24 protein-coding genes and 5 pseudogenes are annotated in these 21,121 nt (G+C 69.2%); 12 read left to right on the top strand and 17 right to left on the bottom strand.

The genetic code is table 11. The annotated features are described in order from the left end of the window. Positions 1–111: 111 nt before the first annotated feature. From ACIOC0_RS06320 to ACIOC0_RS06295, 6 genes and pseudogenes are all read right to left on the bottom strand, one after another. The gene (locus ACIOC0_RS06320; RefSeq protein WP_402152932.1) at positions 112–1,023 is read right to left on the bottom strand and encodes a MerR family transcriptional regulator; all 912 of its coding nucleotides are present in this window, start codon (positions 1,021–1,023) and stop codon (positions 112–114) included. A gap of 178 nt (positions 1,024–1,201) precedes the next feature. Then, positions 1,202–1,702, bottom strand: coding sequence for an IS5 family transposase (locus ACIOC0_RS06315; RefSeq protein ID WP_402152930.1), 501 nt, complete (start codon positions 1,700–1,702; stop codon positions 1,202–1,204). Positions 1,703–1,920: 218 nt separating this feature from the next. Continuing rightward, a complete protein-coding gene (locus tag ACIOC0_RS06310; protein WP_402152928.1) occupies positions 1,921–2,823 on the bottom strand; it encodes a GNAT family N-acetyltransferase in 903 nt (300 codons plus the stop codon). Positions 2,824–2,855: 32 nt separating this feature from the next. Continuing rightward, positions 2,856–3,002, bottom strand: a pseudogene (locus ACIOC0_RS06305) (ATP-binding protein); the annotation flags it as partial. Between the two features lie 6 nt (positions 3,003–3,008). Next, entirely contained in the window at positions 3,009–3,932 is a 924-nt protein-coding gene (locus ACIOC0_RS06300; RefSeq protein WP_402152926.1) for an RNA polymerase sigma-70 factor, read from the bottom strand. Positions 3,933–4,075: 143 nt separating this feature from the next. Then, positions 4,076–4,549 (bottom strand): carboxymuconolactone decarboxylase family protein, encoded by a 474-nt coding sequence (locus ACIOC0_RS06295; RefSeq protein ID WP_402152925.1) that lies wholly within the window; start codon positions 4,547–4,549, stop codon positions 4,076–4,078. 118 nt (positions 4,550–4,667) lie between these two features. Between ACIOC0_RS06295 and ACIOC0_RS06290 the strand changes: the two genes are divergently transcribed. After that, on the top strand, positions 4,668–5,117 hold the full coding sequence (locus ACIOC0_RS06290; protein WP_402152923.1) for a relaxase domain-containing protein: 450 nt from the start codon (positions 4,668–4,670) through the stop codon (positions 5,115–5,117). A 268-nt stretch (positions 5,118–5,385) separates the two neighbouring features. Beyond that, positions 5,386–5,892, top strand: coding sequence for a MarR family winged helix-turn-helix transcriptional regulator (locus ACIOC0_RS06285; RefSeq protein ID WP_402153254.1), 507 nt, complete (start codon positions 5,386–5,388; stop codon positions 5,890–5,892). A gap of 9 nt (positions 5,893–5,901) precedes the next feature. Here the strand turns inward: ACIOC0_RS06285 and ACIOC0_RS06280 are convergent, their stop codons facing one another. The 6 genes from ACIOC0_RS06280 to ACIOC0_RS06255 form a co-directional block, all read right to left on the bottom strand. Beyond that, complete coding sequence (locus ACIOC0_RS06280; RefSeq protein WP_402152921.1) at positions 5,902–7,113, bottom strand: PP2C family protein-serine/threonine phosphatase; 1,212 nt, start codon at positions 7,111–7,113, stop codon at positions 5,902–5,904. Continuing rightward, complete coding sequence (locus ACIOC0_RS06275) at positions 7,100–7,669, bottom strand: hypothetical protein (protein ID WP_402152919.1); 570 nt, start codon at positions 7,667–7,669, stop codon at positions 7,100–7,102. Before ACIOC0_RS06275 ends, ACIOC0_RS06280 begins: the two co-directional genes overlap by 14 nt. Continuing rightward, positions 7,666–8,112, bottom strand: coding sequence for an anti-sigma regulatory factor (locus tag ACIOC0_RS06270; protein ID WP_402152918.1), 447 nt, complete (start codon positions 8,110–8,112; stop codon positions 7,666–7,668). Before ACIOC0_RS06270 ends, ACIOC0_RS06275 begins: the two co-directional genes overlap by 4 nt. Then, entirely contained in the window at positions 8,112–8,504 is a 393-nt protein-coding gene (locus ACIOC0_RS06265) for an STAS domain-containing protein (RefSeq protein ID WP_402152916.1), read from the bottom strand. Before ACIOC0_RS06265 ends, ACIOC0_RS06270 begins: the two co-directional genes overlap by 1 nt. Further along, positions 8,501–9,397 carry an STAS domain-containing protein gene (locus ACIOC0_RS06260; protein ID WP_402152914.1) on the bottom strand — a complete coding sequence of 299 codons (897 nt, stop codon included), beginning with the start codon at positions 9,395–9,397 and terminating at the stop codon, positions 8,501–8,503. The genes ACIOC0_RS06265 and ACIOC0_RS06260 overlap by 4 nt, the downstream gene beginning before the upstream one ends. A gap of 153 nt (positions 9,398–9,550) precedes the next feature. Continuing rightward, entirely contained in the window at positions 9,551–10,711 is a 1,161-nt protein-coding gene (locus ACIOC0_RS06255; RefSeq protein ID WP_402152912.1) for a PP2C family protein-serine/threonine phosphatase, read from the bottom strand. Positions 10,712–10,855: 144 nt separating this feature from the next. On the opposite strand from ACIOC0_RS06255, the gene ACIOC0_RS06250 reads away from it, so the two are divergent. The 3 genes from ACIOC0_RS06250 to ACIOC0_RS06240 all read left to right on the top strand — a co-directional run bounded on the left by ACIOC0_RS06250 (position 10,856) and on the right by ACIOC0_RS06240 (position 12,027). Next, positions 10,856–11,341: a MarR family winged helix-turn-helix transcriptional regulator gene (locus tag ACIOC0_RS06250; protein WP_402152910.1), complete on the top strand. Its 486-nt coding sequence runs from the start codon at positions 10,856–10,858 to the stop codon at positions 11,339–11,341. Positions 11,342–11,470: 129 nt separating this feature from the next. Next, on the top strand, positions 11,471–11,860 hold the full coding sequence (locus ACIOC0_RS06245; protein ID WP_402152908.1) for a hypothetical protein: 390 nt from the start codon (positions 11,471–11,473) through the stop codon (positions 11,858–11,860). After that, the gene (locus ACIOC0_RS06240; RefSeq protein WP_402152906.1) at positions 11,806–12,027 is read left to right on the top strand and encodes a DUF6233 domain-containing protein; all 222 of its coding nucleotides are present in this window, start codon (positions 11,806–11,808) and stop codon (positions 12,025–12,027) included. The genes ACIOC0_RS06245 and ACIOC0_RS06240 overlap by 55 nt, the downstream gene beginning before the upstream one ends. A 2-nt stretch (positions 12,028–12,029) precedes the next feature. Here ACIOC0_RS06240 and ACIOC0_RS06235 read toward each other — a convergent pair. Both ACIOC0_RS06235 and ACIOC0_RS06230 read right to left on the bottom strand, forming a co-directional pair. Continuing rightward, positions 12,030–12,867, bottom strand: a pseudogene (locus tag ACIOC0_RS06235) (GvpL/GvpF family gas vesicle protein). A 3-nt stretch (positions 12,868–12,870) separates the two neighbouring features. Continuing rightward, positions 12,871–13,272 (bottom strand): gas vesicle structural protein GvpA, encoded by a 402-nt coding sequence (locus ACIOC0_RS06230; protein ID WP_402152904.1) that lies wholly within the window; start codon positions 13,270–13,272, stop codon positions 12,871–12,873. Between the two features lie 237 nt (positions 13,273–13,509). Here ACIOC0_RS06230 and ACIOC0_RS06225 point away from each other — a divergent pair, with 237 nt between their 5' ends. Further along, the gene (locus ACIOC0_RS06225) at positions 13,510–13,668 is read left to right on the top strand and encodes a hypothetical protein (protein ID WP_402153274.1); all 159 of its coding nucleotides are present in this window, start codon (positions 13,510–13,512) and stop codon (positions 13,666–13,668) included. A 35-nt stretch (positions 13,669–13,703) separates the two neighbouring features. On the opposite strand, the gene ACIOC0_RS06220 is transcribed toward ACIOC0_RS06225, so the two are convergent. Further along, on the bottom strand, positions 13,704–14,369 hold the full coding sequence (locus ACIOC0_RS06220) for a nitroreductase (RefSeq protein WP_402152902.1): 666 nt from the start codon (positions 14,367–14,369) through the stop codon (positions 13,704–13,706). Positions 14,370–14,481: 112 nt separating this feature from the next. Between ACIOC0_RS06220 and ACIOC0_RS06215 the strand changes: the two genes are divergently transcribed. The 3 genes and pseudogenes from ACIOC0_RS06215 (at position 14,482) to ACIOC0_RS06205 (ending at position 16,370) form a co-directional block, all read left to right on the top strand. Further along, positions 14,482–15,410, top strand: a protein-coding gene (locus ACIOC0_RS06215) for an IS5 family transposase (RefSeq protein WP_402152900.1) whose coding sequence is annotated in 2 segments (ribosomal slippage) — positions 14,482–14,829 and positions 14,832–15,410 — 927 coding nt in all. Because the reading frame shifts where the segments join, the coding sequence is not laid out codon by codon here. A 19-nt stretch (positions 15,411–15,429) separates the two neighbouring features. Next, positions 15,430–15,513: pseudogene (locus ACIOC0_RS06210) on the top strand (photosystem reaction center subunit H); the annotation flags it as partial. Positions 15,514–15,800: 287 nt separating this feature from the next. Further along, positions 15,801–16,370 carry a hypothetical protein gene (locus tag ACIOC0_RS06205; RefSeq protein WP_356687524.1) on the top strand — a complete coding sequence of 190 codons (570 nt, stop codon included), beginning with the start codon at positions 15,801–15,803 and terminating at the stop codon, positions 16,368–16,370. 83 nt (positions 16,371–16,453) lie between these two features. Here ACIOC0_RS06205 and ACIOC0_RS06200 read toward each other — a convergent pair. Beyond that, positions 16,454–17,342: pseudogene (locus ACIOC0_RS06200) on the bottom strand (IS5 family transposase). Between the two features lie 731 nt (positions 17,343–18,073). Between ACIOC0_RS06200 and ACIOC0_RS06195 the strand changes: the two are divergent. Next, positions 18,074–18,508: a hypothetical protein gene (locus tag ACIOC0_RS06195; RefSeq protein WP_402152898.1), complete on the top strand. Its 435-nt coding sequence runs from the start codon at positions 18,074–18,076 to the stop codon at positions 18,506–18,508. 183 nt (positions 18,509–18,691) lie between these two features. Here the strand turns inward: ACIOC0_RS06195 and ACIOC0_RS06190 are convergent, their stop codons facing one another. Next, entirely contained in the window at positions 18,692–19,150 is a 459-nt protein-coding gene (locus tag ACIOC0_RS06190; protein WP_402153252.1) for a winged helix-turn-helix transcriptional regulator, read from the bottom strand. A gap of 170 nt (positions 19,151–19,320) precedes the next feature. Between ACIOC0_RS06190 and ACIOC0_RS06185 the strand changes: the two genes are divergently transcribed. Together ACIOC0_RS06185 and ACIOC0_RS06180 are read left to right on the top strand one after the other, a co-directional pair. Next, positions 19,321–20,718: an MFS transporter gene (locus ACIOC0_RS06185; protein ID WP_402152897.1), complete on the top strand. Its 1,398-nt coding sequence runs from the start codon at positions 19,321–19,323 to the stop codon at positions 20,716–20,718. A gap of 186 nt (positions 20,719–20,904) precedes the next feature. Continuing rightward, positions 20,905–21,065, top strand: a pseudogene (locus ACIOC0_RS06180) (sugar kinase); the annotation flags it as partial. Between the last annotated feature and the right edge of the window lie 56 nt (positions 21,066–21,121).

The raw sequence follows: 21,121 nt of genomic DNA, 5'->3' as shown, positions 1-21,121 counted from the left end.
GGTTCCTGTGGTTACACCCACAAGACGATGTGGGCCGTGAACAAGACCGGCCTGCACAACCTCTTCCGGCTGTCCTCGGACGCGTACGCCGAGGGCTGGCTAGGCCGTGTTTCAGGTAGCGGGTGGCTCTTGGGGGGATAGTTCTTCGGCCAGTTCCATACAGCGCAGGCGGGCTGGGGAGAAGTCGTAGGGCATCTTGCCGGTGGCTTCGAGCACGCTCATGGAGTCAGCCTCCCGCCTGCCAGAGCTGAGGTCGGCCTCGTCCTCGCCGTCATCGGCGGTAGCAGGGTGCAAAGTGTCCCAGGCGTCGAAGAGGGCATCGTCGTCTTTCCCTAGGCCGGACTCCTCGATGACGGCCTGCAGGGCGCTTTCGAAGGCGTGCCGCTCGACGGCCACTTGAGCCACCCGTGGATCGTCGACGGCGACGCTGTCATCGAGTGCCTCTTCGGCGTCATCGATGCGGTCGGAATCCTCCCGCAGAGTGGGATGCGTGGCCAGGACGACGAAGCGGGTGGCCTGGATGGCCGCGCCGAGCGGGCCGAAGATCCGCTCAGTGACCAGCAGACTGTCCAGGTCCGCCTGACGCAGGGAGCCCTCAGGCAGGCTCTTGAGGCGCTCGGTAACGAAGTCGGAGAGCAGGCCCATCCGGCTGCCTTCGGTGCGCATCCGCTGCACGGCGGTCCGCTGCCGCCGCAATTCCGCCTCCTGCTCGGCGAGGGTTTCCTCCAGCCGCTCCAGGATGCCCGCGATACCGTCTCCGCTGTCCGCACCGGCGGAAGCCGGGCCGGTGGTAAAGGCGTCACGGATGTCGTCCAGGGCGATCCCGGCGTCGGCCATCTTGCGGATCCACAGCAGGCGGATCATGTCCTCGTACCCGTAGCGGCGGCGGTCATCGCCGCCCCGCTCAGGCTCGGGGAGCAGGCCGATCTCGTGGTAATGGCGAATCGCCCGCGGCGTGGTGCCGGCGAAGGCCGCCGCGTCACCGATCTTGACCTGGCGAGGTGGCATGAAGGGCGAATGCATGAGCAAGGACCTTTCCTCAAGGGAGCGGGACGTAAGTCCACCGGACCACATGCCGCTACGGAAGGTGCAACCCCATACACACCGCCCCGCGCCAATGCCAGGAAACGCGCTGTTCCTCCGTAATGACCGCAGGCCCGTCCTTTCCTGCTGGGGCATCCGCACGACGGCAGATTGAGGTTCACAGCCACTGATGAATCGCCGCGACCTGAACCGTCGCCTCGAACCGAACCGCAAGTTTGTCGAACCGGGTCGCCACGGCCCGGTACTGCTTGAGACGGCTGATCCCGCATTCGACCGCATGCCGGGCCTTGTAGTCCTCGCGGTCGAAGACGGGCGGACGGCCACCGCCACGGCCGCGGCGCCTGCGGTTGCGGACCTGACCGACCGGCTCAGGAATCGTGCACCTGATGCCACGTCTGCGCAGGTAGGCGCGATTCGCGCGTGAAGAGTACGCCTTATCGCCTCGCACCCGCAGCGGGCGGCTTCTCGGCCGGCCGACACCAAGCCGGGGCACACCGATCGCGTTCAGGACCGGCTCGAACTGCGGACTGTCACCGCGCTGCCCGGCGGTGATCAGCGGGGACAACGGCTTCTGTCCCTGCTCACACGCCAGATGAGTCTTCGTGGTGAACCCGCCTCGCGACCTGCCCAGTCCATGGTCTTCAGGTTCGGCGCTCACTCCGCCCGGCGGTTCCTTCTGCACAGCACCGCGTCGCGGGCACCGGCAGCATGCTGGTGTGCCCGGCAGATGGTGGAGTCGACGTTGACCCTGCAGAAGATCAGCCCGGCCGCCAGCAACACGTGAGGGCGAGTTCTGGGAACGAGTGGGGCTACTCAGCTGTCGGAATGTCGGTGAGTTTTAGCAACGCTGTGAAGCCGCTGGCCTTGTGGCTCGGTTCACGTCTTTGTGATGTAGGTGTGGGTTCGGGTGCAGGGAGTGAAGCCCATGGACTCGTAGAGCTGCTGTGGGGCAGGGTAGGCGGCATCTCCGCGGCAGTAGACGGCGGCGCGGTGCCCGCCGGCGTCGGCGAAGGCATGGAGCACGGCAGTGCAGACGGCGCGCGCCAGGCCCAGGCGGCGGTGCTCGGGGTGGGTGCCGACCGGTTCGAACTCGCCGATGCCGTTGGCCTCGTCGTACCAGCCTTGGCAGTAGGCCACGGCGTCACCGGCGGGAGAGACGACGATGAGATCGAGCTCAGGACGGTAGGGCCACGTGCTCCTCATCCGGGCATGGCGCTCGGTGGTGATCCGGGTCGAGCCGAACGCGGCGCGGTGCACCGCCGCTCGTCCAGCGATATCGATGTGGTCCTGCTGGGCCCGGATCAGGTAGCCGTCGGGCAGAGATGGCATGTCCGGCAGGTGGGTGAGGGGTCGGCGCATCACGGACATGAACGGACCGTCCGCGGCGCGCGTGTAGCCGCGCTGCTCCAGTGTGTTGGCCAGGTGCGGTTCCGTCTCAGCGACCTCGACGCTTAAGGCTCCGAGGGCTGCCTGCTCAGCCCAGTCGAGTACTTCGTCGGTCAGCTGGGGGTGGCTCGGGTCGACCTGGAGCATGAGGATGTCGGGCAGTTCGAGCCAGCCCCAGGCAAGGGTCTGGTCCTTGTGGGTCCAGACCGCCGTGTTGTGTTCGTCAGCTTGGTCGAGGGCGAGGCACCAGTTCCAGGCGAGGTCGCCGATGTGACGGTAGCCGGTCGCCGGGAATACTCGGCTGGCCAGATCCTGCATGGCGCGCAGCGCCATGGGACCGGTGTAGGTATGGCGTTGCATGGGCGCCATGCTGCCGAACCGCTTGTGGATCAAGCAACGGGTTATCCCGGCACGTGAGAACCAGCTCAGGTTGCGGCAGCCTGTTCGGCCTTGGCCCGGCTGTGGGCGAGGCGGTAGGAGTCGGTGCCGGTTTCGATGATCGTGCCATTGAAGGTGAGCCGGTCGACAATAGCCGTGCAGAGCCGGGGATCGGTGAACGCCTTGGTCCACCCACCGGGTCACTTCATCCGCCGGCGGGCTTGTTTCACCTCGCCGTCGATGGCCCAGGCGTCGGCAACCGGTCCGAGGTGGCCGAGCTTGTCGGGGTTGATCACCGAGCGGATGGTCTGGATCTGCCCGTCGAGCACGTCGAGGGCCAGGGCATGGAGGACCTTGCCGTCCCTGTCTCGGAAAATGGCGCCGGGCTGGCCGTTGACCTCGTGTGGCTCGAACGTCACTTCGATACGTGCCAGCAGCGGGACAACGGAGGCCAGCAGCCGGGCCACGTTATCGGCGCCGATGACGGCCCTGGCCAGCTGCGGGGCCTTGCCACCGCCGTCCCCGACCATCTGCACGTCGGCGGCCAGCAGATCCCGCAGGCCGGCGACATCGCCTTCGCGGAGGGCGTCGAAGAACCGCGTCGCCAGCTCCTGCCGCTCCTGACGGTCCGCTTCGAACCGCGGCCGCCCGGCCTCCATGTGCCGCCGCGCCCGTACCAGCAGCTGCCGGCACGCCGCCTCCGAACGCCCCACTGCCGAGGCGACGTCGTCGAATCCGAAACCGAACACCTCCCGCAGCACGAACACCGACCGCTCCAGCGGGCTCAGCCGCTCCAGAAGCAGCAGCGCCGCCATCGACACCGAGTCTGCCAGCTCCGCCGAGCGCGCCGGATCCTGATACGGATCACTCAGCAGTGGCTCGGGGAACCACGGGCCCACGTACTCCTCCCGCCGCACCCGCGCGGAGCGCAGCACGTCGATCGAGATCCGCGTCACCGTGGCGGACAGAAACGCCTTGACCGACGTGGGAAGGGTCGTCGAGCCATCGAAGCGCAGCCATGTCTCCTGCACCGCGTCCTCGGCCTCGCTCACGCTGCCCAGAATCCGGTAAGAGATCGAGAACAGCAGTGGCCGCAGCTCCTCGAACTCGTCGACCTTGTTCACGCCGCATCCCCCTTGAGGTCTTCCCGCCCGGCCGTATCTCCCGGCTCGGGACAGTTCTGGTGACCTTGCGATCCGTCAGCCGGGCTGTGCAACGCCCCCGCGCCCGGGGTGACAGTGCCCCGGGCGGCTCATGGATGGCCAAATCAGTGGAACTGCCCGACCTTGTAGTCGCCGGCCGGCTGCTGGGCGATGATGTTCAGCCGGTTCGCCGTGTTCATGAAAGAGACCAGGACTACCAGGGCGGTGAGCTGCTCCTCGTCGAAGTACTTCGCGGCACGCGCCCAGACCTCGTCGCTGACCCCGCCGGCCGCGTCCGCAACCCGGGTCCCCTGCTCCGCCAGCTCCAGCGCGGCACGCTCGGCCTCTGTGAAAACCGTGGCCTCTCGCCACGCCGTCACCAGGTTCAGCCGCACCGAGTTCTCGCCGGCCGCGGCGGCCTCCTTGGTGTGCATGTCGATACAGACGGCGCAGCCGTTGATCTGGCTCACGCGCAGGGCCACGAGTTCCTGTGTCGCGGCCGCCAGCGGCGAGTCCTTGAGCGTCTTGCCCGCCGACATGAGGTGCTTGAGGGCTTTTGCGGCGGTCGGGCTGGCGAAGTAGTTCAGTCGCGCGTCCATGGTGTGCTCCTGCGTGCTCGTCGGTGGCTACATCCCCTGGGACGAGACAGCCCGACGCCCTGTGACACTGACGCGTGTGATCCACGTCTCCCCGAACTCGGATGTTCGGAGATGTCACATGCGGGGGCGCTGTCTCGTCCAGTCGACGATCTACCTCCAGTGGGCGCTGGGGGATGAGGAGACCCGGCGGCTGATCGAGGCCGCGCACGAGCGGGTGATCGAGCGGGTGCTGGAGTGGATCGAGGACGAGGTCGTGGTGATCCGGTACGGCAGGACGGCGTCTACCGGGTGCGGCCGCCCGGCGGTCTGGTCGCCGCGCGCTTCCGTCACTATGAGGCGCGCTCGGGTCGGCCCTGATGCACACCAGATGCACCGCTACTACCTGCGCCGGACCGTTGTCGGCGACGGCCGCCCGGCCCGCAAGACGGTGCTGGCGGGGTCTCTCTTCGCCGATTCGGGCTTCGCCGTGCTGGGAGCGCAGGCGGAAGTGGAGCAGCCTCAGGCGGTGCCGCGGTGGGAGTTGTTCGAGACTGCTCCGGCCGCGGCGCGGGAGAAGGCGCTGGCCTAGCAGCGGCACGTGAGGGAAGTCGAATGCGGTCTGCCCGGCGGGCCGGATAGCGGCGGGGTGGTGCGCGAGCAGTACGACCCCGAGCGGCACATGCTGTCCGAGCGGCGCAGGCCGAGGCCGAGGAGCTGACCGCGCTCGGCTTCGCCCGGGTGTCGCGCACAACGGTGCAGGCACATGCGCCTGCTGCTTGTGCAGCGGTTCTTCGGGTACTGCGTTGGAATGGGCGCGATATCCGACTGGCCTTGGGTTTACTGAAAGTGATGTGTTGGTGACCGACCAAGGTAGCTCAGGCGATGGCCAGGCCAGGGGAGCCGGCGATGGCGCGGAGGCCGTCGCCTCGGAGATCGCTGATGCCGTGGAGATTCTGACGGAGCTGTGGTCGCTCGCCGTACAGGAGACCTCCTTGCGGTTGTCCCTTCACCAGCTTCGGGCGCTGCGTACGTTGGAGACCACACCGGAGTTGAACCTCACGGCTCTGGCGGAACGGCTGGACACAGGAATGCCCACGGCGAGCCGGCTGTGTGACCGGTTGGAAGCAGCCGGCCTGCTCGAGCGCGGGCTGCACCCGCACAAGAGGCGGGAGGTGCAGTTGCGTCTCACCGCGCACGGTCGGCGTGTGCTCGGTGACGTGGCGGAGCGGCGCACGCGGGCTCTCGCCGAGGCGCTGCGGTCCATGGACGCGGCGGGTCGGGCGCAGCTCAGGCGCGGTATGAAGGCCTTTCTCGCCGCTCGGGATGATGGGTTGCCGCGGGATGGGGGGCCCGGCCGCCGATAGCGGCGAGTGTCAGCGTGGGCGTGCTGCTTGTGCGGCGTCGACGGTGCGGCCCTTCCAGTCCAGGCAGACGACGGCGGCGTCGGCGGTGAGGTCCTTGCTGCCGAAGTGTTCGATCAGGGCGGCGACGACGGCGCGGGCAGTCTCGTGCGGGGGCATGGGGCTGGTCGCGCTCAGGGTCTGGCGCAGTGCGCGTTCACCGAAGAGTCCTCCGTCGGAGGAGCGGGTGCCGTGGACTCCGGTGCTGACCGCGATGAGCCGGTCGCCTGGTTCGACCTGGAAAATCTGCTCTTCGTAGGGGGTCTCTTCGAACATCCCGAGCGGGAGTTGCGCTTCCAGGTCGATCAGCTCGAGCGTGTCGCCGCGTCGGCGGTAGAGCTGGGGGGAACCCGCATCGACGGCGTGCACGGTGCCGGTGTCGAGGTCGAAACTGAGCAGCAGGGTTGAGGCGTATGCCTTGCCGCCGTATTGGGCGTAGAGGGCCTGGTCGGCGAGGCAGGCCTGGTCGGCGAGGCCGATGCCGGCGCGCCGTGCGTTGCGCAGGGCGCCGACGGCGAGGTTGGTCAGGAGGGAGGCGTCGATGCCCTGGCCCATGCCGTCGGTGACGGTGAGAGTGAGGTGGTCGGTGCTCGTCGACCAGTCGAAGTTGTCGCCGCCGATGGTGTAGGCGGGTTCCAGGTGAGCGCCGATGACGTACTCGGTGCGGGCGCAGCCGCGGCCCGGCAGGAGTTGCCATTGCATCTCGGCGGCGAGGGTGAGGCGCCGGGTACGCCGTGCTTGCAGGTACAGGTCGGTGTCGCGGCCGGCGGTGGCGACCTCGTGGCCGAGGGCGGTGGCGAACTCGGCGAGCTGGAGCACGGCGTCGGGGTCGATCGCGCTGCCGGGCATGTGGACGGTCAGTACACCGAGCCGGTCGCCGCGGACGGTGATGGGCAGGTGCACCGGTTGGGTCGTCGTCAGTGGGCCGGTGACTTCGATGACCGGGCTCTGGGTGACGAAGGCCTGGCCTGCGGGCCCGTCATTGGCGGGGACCGGTTCGCCGGTGTGCGGCAGGTGGGTGACCGGTTGCAGGACGCTCAGTGCGTAGTCGGCCAGGAGCAGGGTCATCTCCTGGGCGGCGAAGCGGTCGGCCAGGATGCGGTACGCGGTGGCGACGAGCGCGTGGGGTGGGGCGGCGCGTAGCTGGCTCTCCGCTGACGGGACCGGCGGTTCAGTGATGCTCACGGCGTCCACCCTCTCCCCTTGCGGCTTCCACGCTATCGCGCTGTCGCTCGTTGTTGGGATGCTTGGCGGGATCAGCGTCGGCGTTCGTGGGGGCGCCTGTACTGGAAGCTGTGCGGCCCGTATGGCGCGGCAGGAGGCAGGCGTCGTCCCGTTCCGATCCGTGAAGCAAGGGCACGAGCAGTGCCTCGGCGCGGCCGTCGAGATCGTGTTTCGGTTGCGTCGTGCTGAGCGTGCTCAGGGCGCGTCGGCAGTGGTGTGGCCGTCGCGCAGGGCCCATGGCGATGTCGCCGATGTCCGGTCCGGTGTCCGTGGCAGTGAGCTGCACCGATGGTCCGGTGCCGTCGCTGGGGCCGACGAGATTGATCAGGATGCGTCCGCCGTCGGCGTGTTCGAGGAGTTTGGTCGCCGGTGGCGTGGCCGCCAAAGCGGCGACGGCTGTGCGGTGCGGGTCGAGCCCGGCGTGGGTCGGCGTGGGTCGTTCGGCCTCCCATATGGACGCGTTGACATCCCGGACCCGGGTCGAGTCGTGCACCGGGACGCGCCAGAGCCTGCTCATGCCGGTTCCGCGCGAGGCGAGGGCACACCCGACACCCAGGCGACGACGGTCACGGTCGTGCCTCGGCCCGGACGGCTGTCTATGGCGAATTCGTGCACCAGCCGTTTCGCCCCGCTCAGCCCGAGGCCCATGCCGTTGCCGGTGGTGTAGCCGTCGGTCATCGCTCGCTCGATGTCGCAAATGCCCGGGCCGGCGTCGACGAAGGACAGCCTCAACCCGGCGGTCGGCCCGCTGCCCAGGACCGTGATCTCCATATGCCCGCCCTCGCCGTGGACGAGGGTGTTGCGGGCCAGCTCGCTCGCCGCGGTGACCAGCTTGGTCTGTTGCACGAGACTGAACCCGAGTTCCGCGGCGATCTGCCGCACCTCGTGCCTGGTCCACCCCAGGTCCACGTCCGAGGCGATCGGCAGGGTCCTGGTGACGGCGTCGGGGAAGGCCTGCATCAGGTGCCCTCCGCTGAGGTGGCCGATTTGAGCAAACCCATCGCAAGGTCGACGTCAAGGGCCGTGACCAGCCCGGGCAGGGTGAGCCCCAGCTCAATCAGAGTGATCGCCACCGCAGGTCTCATCCCGGCCACCACCGTCCGTGCGGCCAGCAGCCGGGATGTAGCGGCGATCTCCGCCAGGACCCGGCCCAGATACGAGTCGACGATGTCGAGCCCGGAAATGTCGATCACCACACCGCCGGCGGTCCCACCCACGACGTGTGCGGCGATGTCGTGACGCAGCTGTTCCGCCGTGGCATCGTGCAACTCGCCCTGCAGGGTGACCAGCAGGACGTCCCCCAGTACCAGGACCGGCACCGGCGTCGCACGGCCGAGAGCCGAGATGGTCATCGCATGGCCGAGCTGGCCGGTGCCCGGGCGGAGATCTCGGCACCCTGCTGTCCCAGGGCGTAAGCAAGAGCGTCGGCCAGAGCGGCATGGGTGCGCACGGACCCGAGCTCGATGCCGAGGTGGACGATGGTCTGCGCGATCGCGGGGCGGATTCCGGAGACGAGGCATTCGGCGCCCATCAGCCGAGCAGCGGCCACCGTCTTCATCAAATGCTGGGCCACCAGCGTGTCGACCGTGGGCACGCCGGTGATGTCGAGGATGGCGTATCGGGCACGTTCCGCGACGACGGCGTCCAGCAGACTCTCCATGACGACCTGGCTGCGAGCACTGTCCAGAGTGCCGATCAAAGGGACGGCGACAACACCGTCCCACAGCTTGATCACCGGAGTGGCACTCTCGAGGAGCTGCTGGTGCTGGCGCTGCATCAGTTCTTCGCCCGCGTTGAGCGTCGTCTCCATCACCACCGTGCGCAGCGTGCCCATCAACACCGTCAGGGCCAGAACACAGTCCTGTGCCTGCTCTGCGGCGGGGTCGGAGAACTCGCCGCGCAGCAGCTCGGTCACGGGTGGGCGCAGGGCGGAGACCTCGTCTGCGACCTGGGCTGGAGTGAAACCGCTGCGGCCGCGGGAGGCGGCCATCCGCCCCAGCTGCTCGCGCACCGACCCGAAGCCGGGTGCCGCGATGTACTCCAGCCGGCCGGAGGCGGCCACCGCGGACAGGGCGTCCACCACCGCCTTGCATGCCTCCACCGCCTCATCGCGGGAGACGGTGAACACGGTGCGGAACAGCGCGGCGTCCGCCCACCGTTGGGCCACCTGCTCTCGGCGCCGGTCCAAAAAGGCGCTCACCCGTAGTGCTGCGGAGTCGCCGGCCGCTTCGTGACTCACCTGCATGCTGCCCCTTTGTTTCAGGGCCGTGTGGCCACCGGTCGACATCCGGTCGCCAATTGTTGCCCTGCGACAAACATTAGCGCTGGCGGCTCTGAGCAAACAACACGTGATCGGTGAATGTTGTCCGGGCGGCGTGAACACCCCACCCCGGTCCGGTTACCGGCCGATCCAGTCCAGGCAGACGACGACGGCGTCGTCGGCGGGGAGCTGTTGGCCGCGGTGGCCTGTCAGCTCGCGCAGGATGGCGCGCGGGACCTCCGCGGCGGGCAGCAGCCGGGTCGACATGATCGCCCGGGCAAGCGCGGCCTCCCCGTAGGCTTCTCCGAGCGGAGAGGCGACGGCGTGGACGCCGTCGCTGACGAAGATGAGCCGGTCTCCGGGTTCGACCTTGAACTCCTGCGTCACGTAGTCGGTCTCCTCGAACATGCCCAGCGGCAGCTGGGCGTCGAAGGTGATCCGCTCCACCGCACCGCCCCGCAGCCGCAGCGTCTGCGGGGAGCCGGCGTCCACCACCCGGGCGTGCCCGGTGGCCAGATCGAAGTCGAACATGAGGACGGACAGGTAGCAGCGGCCCTGGTAGTGGGCGTAGACGGCCTGGTCGGCCAGGGCCGCCTGGTCGGCGAGCGGGATGTCGGCCCGCCGCGCGTTGCGCAGGGCGTTGATGGCCAGGTTCGTCAGCAGGGAGGCCTCGATGCCCTCGCCCATGCCGTTGGTGACGTACAGCATGAGCCGGTCAGCGGTAGCGGACCAGTCGAAGTTGTCGCCGAAGATCGCGTACGCGGGCTCCAGCTGGGCGCCCAGCTCATACTCAGGGCGGGCGCAGGCGCGGCCCGGGAGCAGCTGCCACTGCATCTCCGCGGCCAGGGTGAGGCGGTCCTTGCGTCGCGCTTGCAGGTACAGGTCCGTGTCCCGCTCGGCCACGGCCACCTCGTGCCCCAGAACCTCGGCGACCTCGGCCAGCGCCGTCACACAGCCGTCGGCGCTCTCCGCGCTCGGCAACGTGACTGAGAGCACGCCGAGGCGGTCTCCGCGCACACTGACGGGCAGATGCACTCGCGCCTCGCGGCCGGCGAGACGCTCCACGAAGGGTTGCTGGGACCCGAAGGCCCGGCCGGCCGGGCTGTTGTGCACCGACACCGGCTCCAGGGTGTGCGGGAGCACGGACACCGGCTGCAGCACCGTCAGGCCGTAGTCGGCCATGAACAGCTCGACCGCTGACGCCGCGTACTGCTCGCGGAGCGCGCGACGAACGGCGTCGAGCAACTCATGGGGCGCCGCTGTGCGCAGGGCACGCTCAACGGCCACGAATCTGTTCACGATGGTAAATCACCAATCTTTCACCGGATGCTGACATGTCCCGCACGCAGTGCGGATTCTGTCGACAAAGTCGGTCCGCCCACCCACCTGATTACCGGCTCGGGCACCTAGTACGCTGACGGGCATCCCGGTGCCTGCGAGAGTGTGACTGTGACTTCCTTCAGCCCCCGCCCAGAGCCACGTGAGATCGCCCGTGTGACGTCCACGGCCGGGGAGTTGCTGGAAGTGCTGTGGGGTCAGGCCGCGACCGCACCCGCCTCCGCGTCCCAACTGCGTGTACTGCTCGTCCTCGAGCACAACGAGGGCATCAACCTGCGCACTCTCGCCGACCGCCTCGCCTCCACCCCTCCGTCGACCAGCCGCCTGTGCGACCGCCTGCAGGCCGCCGGCTTCGTCGAGCGCGACATCAGTCCGGCCGACAGGCGCGAAGTGCGCCTCTACCTCAGCAGCCGGGGGCACGCCTTCCTGGCCGACCTGCGCGCGAGGCGGGAGAAGGTGCTGCAAGCGGTCCTCGCCCAGATGCCCGCCGCCAAGCGGGCCGCGCTGCTGGAAGGGCTGGAAGCCTTCTGTCAAGTAGCTGCGACACAGATGCACGACGAGGCCGAGCAGCCCGACAGCCGGTCCGCCTGAGCGGATCTGCGCGATACCGACTCCTCACCCCGCCCCGGCGCCACGGGCTCGATGCACGGCATGGCCCGGCCCACCGGAACACTTCCAGATCCTCTCCGCACAAATCTGACAGGGCTACTTTGTTGCCCTGTGAGCATAGTTGTCAAATGGCAACTGTCGGTGGTTGATACCGCGCTCACCGAGCGGGAGGGGCGGACCGCCAAAGCTGTGCCGGGCCGGGTGGCGGAGCCCTTGGCGGACCTCGGCGTGCGCCAGGCGTGCAGCCGGCCGAAGGGGACTCCTTCGCGCAGCCAGCTCCAGCAGTGGGATGAACACGGCCTGGTCTTCCATCCGCAGGCGCAGCTCGGTCAGCAGTCGCGCCCGCCGACCTACCTGGAGAGGCTCCGCATCGTCCGCGCATTCCTCCAGCACCAGATCACGCAGGTCGACGACTGGATCGCCGAAGAAGAGCGGAAGGCGGCCGAGTGGCGGTGCGGCATCGAGGCCCGCCCGCCGGCCCGGACTGGCTGCTGGAGCTGAGCCTCGGTGGCCGGCATCCGGTGCAGGTGCACGTCGGTGGCGGCCACATGGCGGACCAGCGGCCGCGCGGCGTCGCCCGGGAGGAGGCGCTGCGGTGGCTCGCCGAGGGTTTTCCCGCGTGCGGGCACTGCCGGCCGGACACCGAGCTCGGCTTCCTGGACAGATGACGTCAGGCGCTGCGCGGCTTGCGGGCGGCCGTCTTCTTCGCGGCCTTCTTGGCCGGCTGCTTCTTCGCGGCCGCCGTCTTCGCCGGGGCCTTCTTCCGTTCCGGCAACTCGTGCACGTCGGCGTCCTCGCCGCGGGAGGCCTTCACCTGGGCGACGGACTGCTGGAAGGCGGCCATGAGGTCGAGGACCTGGCTCGGCTGCTCCCGCTCGGGCGCCTGGGGCATGGGCTTGTCTTCGCGCTTGGCCTCGATGAGGTTGGCGATGGCGTCGGTGTAGGCGTCCTGGAACTCTTCGCCTTCGAGGTCGTCGCGACTCATCGTGTCCATCAGGGCGAGCGCGCCCTCGATCTCCTCTTCCGCCACCTCGACCGGCGGTGGGAGCAGCTCAGAGGGGTCGCGGATCTCGTCGGGCCAGCGCATCGAGTGCAGCACGATCGCATCCTCCCGCACCCGCAGCAGACCCAGTCGCTCGCGGCCTGACCAGGCGTACTTGGCGACGGCCACCTTGTTGTACTCCGCTGTGCCCTCCAGTGCCCGCAGCCGCTCGAGGAAGTGCTCTGCACGCTCGGCCAGCACCGCGGTCACCGTGTCGTCGTCCGCAGCGGCGCTGCCGAACCGCATGCGCAGTACGACGCCGCCTGCTCCGGCTTCGGCCAGTACCGCTGGTGGGCGAGCAGATCACGGCGCTTGGGCCGCAGCTTGTCGGGAGCGTCGCTGACGACCGCGGCTAGCTCGCCCTGGCGCTGCACGCGTACCGGCCGCGGAGGGTCGCCGATGCCGTCCAGATCCTCCGGAGGGAGGGGTGGGAGGCGCGGATGATCCCGGAGACGTAGGTGCTCATCTCTCATCCCGCTCTGCCGCGCGCGGCGGGCCGCTCGGCCTGACGTTCCCGGCCGTCGTCGCGTGTCTGCTGGAAGGCGTCGGAGATTGTCTCGGCGGCGCCGGACAGGGCTCCCTTGGTCTTGCCGCGCGCGCCGGACTCAGTCGCTTGCCCCGTGAGCTCGGTAAGCCCGGCCGGCTTGCGCGGGCCTGCTTCCAGGTCGAGGCGGTTGCACGCCTCGGCGAAGCGAAGGTAGGTGTCGACGCTGGCGACCACGATGCGTATGTCGATCGTGAGTAGCTCGATACCGATCAGGGAGACCCGCACGTAGGCGTCGATCACCAGCCCGCGGTCGAGAATGAGTTCCAGAACGTCGTAGAGGCCGCTGGAGCCGCCCCCGCCGCCCTGCTGTGTCGCGACGGTCATCGCGACCAACCCCTTGCCATCTGTCTTTGCGCGGTCCCGTCGGCGCTGTTCCTCGCTGCGACGCAGGCTTGCAGCTGCGAGTAACCCCGCCACCCATCACCAAACGCGCATACGAGCTTGGCGAGATGGACGCCACCTGGTCCGGCCCGAAGTGAGAGCAGCCTCCGGGACGCACTTGTCGCTTCCCGATTCAACATGCTTGTGCTGGTTTCACACCTTTGTGGTGGTGAGCCGGACATGAAGCGAGCCGCACGCGAGAAGAGAGAGGGTGAGCAGACGGGGATTACCCACGAGCAGAGCCCGACTGCGCTCGACCACCCGGTCTTCGACACGGACGGCAACAAGATCGGCGATGCCAAGCACGTTTTCCTCGACGACGCCAACGGCCAGTCCTAGCTGGGCCCTGTCCTGTCGATCTCGGCCGTCAGCGGTCACACTCCGATGAAGCTCACCGTTTCCGTCATGTCCGCCCGCCCGGTACGCAGCCTTGGCACGCCTTCCTTCTCAAATCCCACTGAGATGCCGCAGTACAGCACAAGCTCGTCATCGGCTCCGACTGTTCGACTGACGGTCTTGCGGTACATGGTCCACATCACCTGGGGGCAGCTGTGCAACCCTTCCGCCCTCAGCAACAGCATGAGCGTCTGTAAGTACATCCCCGCATCACCCCACTGGCCGGGCCCCATCGTCCGGTCGAGGTAGCAGAACAAGACGACCGGCGCTCCGAACCCTTCCGAGTTCAAGGTAGCGATCTTCCGGGGCCGGTCGGGGTCGTCGCGCTCAATCCCCAGCGCCTCGTATCGCTGAGCCGCCGCAGCGGAGAAGCGGTCCAGATACGGCGAGGTCAGATCGTCCGGGTACATCGGATACTCCCGCTCATCACCCGGGTCTCCCGCCTGCGCCCTGGCCGTGGCGCGCCTCTTCAGTTCGGCCAAGGGCTCGCCGCTCACGACATACATGTGCCACGGCTGGAGGTTCCCGCTGGACGGAGCCCGCGTTGCTGCGGTCAGCACTCGTTCGAGTACCCCCTTGGGCACCGGCTCATCACTGAACGCCCGTACGGCCCGGCGGCTGTCGACGGCCTCATACACATCCACGTCTTAGCGTCCTCTCATTCAACCGGGCCCCTCCACCGTATTCAGCGGTCAGGACCGAGCATCGCTGGGGGCTGGACGACGTTCCGACGATCAGTCAGTCGTTGAGACGACTATGGAGAGCAGGAGTGATCTGACAGATGCCCAGTGGGAGCGGCTGGTGCCGCTTCTGCCGGTGAGCAACGGGCGTTGCGGCAGGTGGCGGGACCATCGTCAGGTCGTGAACGGGGTGCTGTACCGGATACGCACGGGCGTGCAGTGGCGCGATCTGCCGGAGCGGTACGGACCGTGGAAGACGGTGCACGAGCGCCATCGCCGGTGGTCGGTGGACGGAACGTGGGAGATGCTCCTGCGGCGGATCCAGGCCGAGACGGACGCGGCCGGCGAGATCGACTGGGACGTCTCGGTCGACTCGACGTCCGTGCGCGCGCACCACCACGCCGCCGGCGCCCGGCATGCTCCGCCGCCATCCTTCAAAGGGGGCTCTGTCCAGACGGTCAAAGTCGCTCAGATTCGGTCGGAACTGATCGACCGGGTGGCGGAGGTGGCGCGGGAGGTGAGGCGCTCGGCCGCTCGCGTGGCGGGTTCACTACCAAGATCCACCTGAGTGCGGACGGCCGCTGCCGGGTGCTCTCGCTGGTCATCACACCCGGGCAATACGCCGACTGCACCCAGTTCGAGTCGGTCATGGACAGGATCCGCGTGCCGCGGCTGACCTGCGGCAGGCCGCGCACCAAGCCGGACAGTGTCAGCGCCGACAAGGGTTACAGCAACCGCCGAACCCGCCGTTACCTGCGCAGACGAGGAATCCGGCACGTCATCCCGGAGAAGGCCGACCAGGCCGCCAACCGGGTCCGCCGCGGCAGCGCCGGGGGTCGGCCGCCCGGTTTCGACAGGGACCGCTGCAAGAAGCGCAACACCGTTGAACGGGCGATCAACAGGCTGAAGACCTTCCGCGCGGTTGCGACCAGGTTCGACAAGCGCGGCTACGTCTACCTCGGCACCGTCACCGCAGCCGCACTCGTCATCTGGCTCCGCTCGTGATCGCCAGGACAGCCCCTAGTGGGTCAGCGTCAAGATCGGCATGTTCGGCACCAGCGAGTCCTTCGTGCCGATCCACGACGCGTCCATCGTGGAGGACCATCTGGTGAAACGAGCCTGACAGCTCCGCATCGGGTGGGCACCCAGCGGAGAGGTCGACGCGAAGCGGGCACCGAGGGGAGCGCGTCCGCACCAGGCTGCTGGCGTGGGTCTCGGGGGCCGGGCCGTGACGTAGGGGAGGGCGTGGACGCTGGCCAGGTCGGGCCTTGCTGCCGGCTCCTCTGTTCACCCATCTGATCCGCTGTAATGGCGGGGCCTTCGACAGATGGCGAGGGTGGGAAGTGCTGTCTGCGTCGGTCAAGCCCTCTCCCCCCGCCTTGAAGGAGCTCCGCCATGTCTGAACGCAACACCGTCATCCGCAGCCTGCACGATCTGGGTCTGGCGGCCTGGTTCGGTGGCTCGCTGATGGGGGCGGTCGGCCTCAACGGTGCGGCCGAGGACGAGGGCGGCACGGAGGCGACCCGGGACCGGATCTCCTCGTCAGGATGGGCCAAGTGGGTGCCGGTCAACGCCGCCGCGATCGGCGCGCACCTGTTCGGCGGTGGCGGGCTGCTCGCCGTGAACGCGCACCGTGTCGCCACCCAGCAGGGCGTGGCCGCCTCCACCACGGCCAAGACCGTCGTCACCGCCGCGGCTCTGGCCGCCACCGCCTACGCTCGCGTCCTGGGCAAGAAGGTCGAGCTGGCCTCCTCCGCCGACCCGGATGACGCCGAGAAGGCGGCCAAGCACCCGGTGGACTTGGAGAAGGCGCGGCGGCAGCTGCACCTGGCGCAGTGGGCGGTGCCGGCCCTGACCGGATGCCTGGTGGTGCTCAACGCCCTGCACGGCGAGCAGCAGCGGCCGAGCGAGCAGGTCCCCGGCATGTGGGAGCGGGCCCGCTCTGCAGCCCACCTGATGCCGTAAGCGCCTGGCGGCACGTATGGGAAGTGACTGGCACCACCGCCTGCACCTGGTGCGCGCCTCGTAGCTGCGGCGCGGTTGTCCTCTCAAGGTTGGAGCCATAAACGGATCGTGGCAACGGTGACGGTGCCGTGGAAGACGTAGGCACGTTTGTCGTACCGCGTGGCCACGGCCCGGAAATCCTTGAGTCGGTTGATGGTGCGTTCGACTTCGTTGCGACGCTTGTAGATCGCCTTGTCGAAGCCGACGGGCGTCCTCCGTTGATCCGCGCCGCTGCCGGTTGGCGCGTTGGCTGCTCGGTTCGGGGATGGTGTGCTTGATCTGGCGCCTGCGCGGGTAACGGCGGTTACGGCGGGAGCTGTATGCCTTGTCGCCGCTGAGATGGTCTGGTCGGGTGCGGGGGCGGCCGACTGCGAGCCGGGGGACGCTGAGGCGTTCCAGGACGGGAATCAGCTGCGGGGCATCGCCCCACTGGCCCGGGGTGATCAGTGATGCCAGAAGGTCGGCGCCCACCCTCACCGACCAGATGAATCTTGCTCGTCAGGCCGCCCCGGGATCGCCCGAGTCCTTCGTCGCGGCGGTGCTGGCGGCGAACGGCACGGCGCCCTGGGATGCGTGGCGGGGCTGTGCGTGCTCCTGCCGCGTGCTGGTGGGCTCGGCAGGAAGTCGAGTCAACGCTGACCCAGGTCCAGTCGATGCGCCCTTCAGCGTCGGCATGGGCCAGAAGGGAGCGGAGGATCTTGTCTCAGGTGCCGTCTGCTGACCAGCGTCGATGCCGTTCGTAGACGGTCTTCCACAGCCCGTGATGAGGGGGGAGATCCCGCCAGGGGACGCCCGTCCGCAATCTGTAGAGGATCCCGCTGACCACCATGCGGTGGTCGCTCCACCGACCGCCTGGTCGGCCGCTGCAGGGCAGCACGGGCGCCAGCCGGTCCACTCATGATGTGTCAGATCTCCCCGCCGGCCGTCGGGCACGACGCCCCCGTTCCCCGAACAGATCGTGCGGACTGTTACGCGGTGGGCCGCCGCGCGTACACCTCAATAGGTGCGGACGGGGAGCGCCATGGTCTGGGCCCTCTCGAGCGGGGGCGCGCCCCGCCCTGTGGCGGTGGCCTCGCGCAGCTCCGCCATGAGCGGTCGAACTCGGCGGGCCTCTTGTTCGTCCAGCCGGGCGACGCGGGCCGGCCGGGGCGCTCCCGGCCCCGCATGGTCTCCCCTCCCGCCATCCCGCGCGCGGCTCACGCGGCCACGGCGGCTTGGAGCGCGCGGGGCTACCCGCAGCAGCAGCCCCACTGTCCCCTATCACACAACTCCGGTGTTCTGTCGCAGCGTTGGTCTGCCAGGGCTCTGTACTGTCGCCAAGTAGAGGAAACGGACACTGAAAGAACGTGTACACGGCCATGCCAGGCAGGTCGGTCTGTCGAGGCCGCGTCGGCCTGTCGTGCTGAGTGGCGGGAACGACGCCACAGAAGTGTGACCCCGATGGTGATACCCCGCTGGTGATCAGAGCGGCCAGGGCAACGGCAGGGCCGACCCGCTGAAGAGACGTTGCGGCGGCGTACCCCACGCCGGCTTCGGCTCTGGCCCACAGGCAGGCTGCGGTTGCGCTGTAGGGAGCGATGCGGTGGTAGGGCAGTCGCGTGGCGCCTGCGAAGTGGGGGGCGAGTGTGCGGACCACGGGCAGGAAGGAGGACAGCCCGGCCGCCGTGGCGAAGCATCAGTGTCTCGGCCTGGTGCCAGGCAGCGTCCGGGACGCGGCGGCCCGCCGGTCCCGTGCGGAGCCGGTCGCCGAGGAACCTGCCGGCGCGGTGGGCGAGGAGGTCACCGGCCACGACAGCGCCGGCTGCGGTCGCGATGACCAGCGGCAGGCTGATGTGGCCGGTGCGGGCGAGCGCCCCGGCGGTCAGAAGCAAGGTGGGGGTCGGGATGAAGGCGCCGACCAGGAGGATCGACTCAGCGAGGACCGCGGCGGCCACCACCTTGTAGGAAGCGGTCGGTGGGAGATGGGCGAGGATGCCGGAGAGGGCGTTCACGGCCCCGGCGGACTGCTTGGAGCGGTCGGCGTCGACGAGGGCCTGTTGCAGGTGCCAGACGCGGGCGGGGGCGCGTTGGCCCATACCGTCCGGCGGCCGGTGCCGTAGGCGCGCTGGTAGGTGGACATCACCTGCTTCCACTGGTGGTGTGGCCGGCGGGCGTCGGCCCGGGAAGCGGTCAGGGCGCGGAGGGCGCGGGTGCCAGTGTGAGGACCGGTGGCCAGTCCCGAATGGTCGCTGAGAAGTCGGTGAGGCTTGGCCCACCCCTGACGCTCCTGATCGCCGCTCGGTTCAGGAGCCTTCGATCGGCCCGGCCCGATCCCATCCAGGCGCCCGCACGTCGATCGTGAGACCTCCCGACCTGACCTCCTCACCGCAGGTCCGGCACGTCGACGTCAGATCGAGGTCGTGCTCGGTGTCGTGCTCCGAGCCGGGCCCGCCGCGATGGCGGAAGGCGACCGGCGGCGTGTCCACCGCCCAGCGGTCGCCCCAAGCCAGCAGTGCGCGCATCACCGGTGCGAGATCGCGGCCGGCCTCGGTGAGGTGGTATTCGAAGCGCAATGGGCGCTCGCTGTAGGCGCGGCGCTCGACTACGCCCGCCTCTCCCAGTGCGCGCAGTCTGGCGGCGAGGCGGTCGCGGGGTGCGCCGGTGTTGCGGACGATCTGGTCGAAGCGCTTGTTGCCGTAGAAGATCTCGCGGATCGCCAAGAGGGCCCAGCGTTCGCCGACGAGTTGCAGCGCGGCGGCCATGGAGCATGGCCGACCGGGCACTTCGGGGTGCGGAACGGAGTTCTTGCCCTGCTTCGCGTTCGAGGTCACGTCCCCATTCTCTCCCGAGTCCGTTGCGTTTTCAAACCCACACGGATAGCCTCCGGGCCATGGTAGTTGGAATTTCAAACCCACAAAGGGTGTCCCGAGCCGTGTTCGCGACGGTCACGGCCGCGGTCTTCATGTCGAACCTCGATCTCTTCATCGTCAACGTGGCCCTCCCGGCGATCGGCCGCTCGTTCGGGGGCAGCGGTCTCGGCTCCCTCTCCTGGGTCCTCAACGGCTACGCGATCGTCTTCGCGGCGCTCCTCATAGTCGCCGGTCGCGTCGCCGACCGCTCCGGCCACAAGCCGGTATTCCTGACCGGACTGGCGGTGTTCACCCTCGCCTCGGCCGGCTGCGCACTCGCTACCGACGTCGGGACGCTGATAGCGGCACGGCTGGTGCAGGCCGCCGGCGCTGCGCTGCTGATGCCGACGTCGCTTGCGATGCTGCTCGACACGACGGCGCCCGAGAAGCGCGCCGGGGCGGTGCGGGCCTGGGCGTCGATCGGCGGGATCGCCGCCGGACTCGGGCCGGTGGCAGGCGGGCTGCTGGCCGAGGCCGGATGGCGCTGGGTGTTCCTCGTCAACGTGCCAGTGGGGATCGCGGCGTTCGCGCTCGGGGTCAAGGTGCTGCCGTCGCCCGGTCGCGCTGGGGCGGAGAAGAGTCCGCTGCCAGACCTGTTCGGCGCCGCCCTGCTCACCGGATCGATCGCAACGCTCGCGCTCGGCCTGGTCAAGGCTCCTGACTGGGGTTGGACGAGCGCCGGGACCCTCGGCAGCCTGGCTGCCGCGGCGCTGCTCGGCGTCTGGTTCGTCCTGCGCTCGGCCCGCCACCCCGTGCCGATCGTCGAACTGCCGCTGCTCCGGGTTCCGGCGTTCGCATCCGCCGCGGCAGCCCTGACGCTGTTCACCGTCGCGTTCGCCGGAATGCTGCTCGGCGCGGTGCTGTGGTGCCAAGGCGTGTGGGGTTACTCAGCTCTGCGCACCGGCCTCGCCATCGCGCCGGGACCATTGCTGGTGCCGCCGGTCGCGTTGCGGATCGGGCCCGCCGTCGCCAGATTCGGTGCGGGCCGCATCGCGCTGGCGGGAACCGTCCTGTTCGCGGCCGGCATCCTGTGGTGGGCCGCCACGCTCGACACCGGCTCGGCCTACGCGGCCTCGCTCCTGCCCGGCATGATGCTGACCGGCCTCGGCGTCGGCATGACGCTCCCGGTCCTAACCGGGGCGTCGGCGGCCGCCCTGCCGCCGGCCCGCTTCGCCACCGGCTCGGCCATCACCTCGATGGGCCGCCAGATCGGCGCGGTCCTCGGCGTCGCGATTCTGGTCGGCATCCTCGGTACCCCGGTCCCCGGACACGTTGTCGCCGCGTTCCAGCACGGTTGGTACGCGGTCGCCGCAGCGTCCCTGCTCGCCGCGTGCGCGACGGTCCCGCTCGTCCGCAAGCCGCGACCGGCCGCCGCCAAGGCGGCCAACGTCGCAGAGGCCGCGAAAGCCGGTGCCGCCTGAGAAGGGAGTCCCGTCCGTCGATGGACTGACGGGACTCGCACTCGCCCGAGCGGTGAGACACCCTCAAACCATGCAGAGAACACCTGGCGCAGCATGACCCCGCCCTCGTAGCTCTCCACGATCTCCCGCGCCCGGTCCACCACGGCGGGCCACCGCACCCGCTCACGCGCCATAGCGGTACATACCGGTCTCAGGCGCGAGTCGATGAAGCCCGAGCATCTGGCGCGGGCCGCGTTCGAGGGCATGCTCTGCGGGCTCGCCGACGCGCTGGACGTGCTGCGCGGGCGGGGTATGGACGTGCGGCGGATCTTCCTGCCGGGCCCGCGGCCGCCGAGCTGCCCGCCGTGGGTACCCATCGCGGCCCACGACCGGCAACGCGGGCTTGCCAGGGACGCCTTGGGCT

It is taken from the genome of Streptomyces sp. NPDC088254 (assembly GCF_044740925.1).
Taxonomy (GTDB): Bacteria; Actinomycetota; Actinomycetes; order Streptomycetales; family Streptomycetaceae; genus Streptomyces.
The sequence above is the reverse complement of the archived record's forward strand: the minus strand, read 5'-3'. Positions and strand labels throughout refer to the sequence as shown.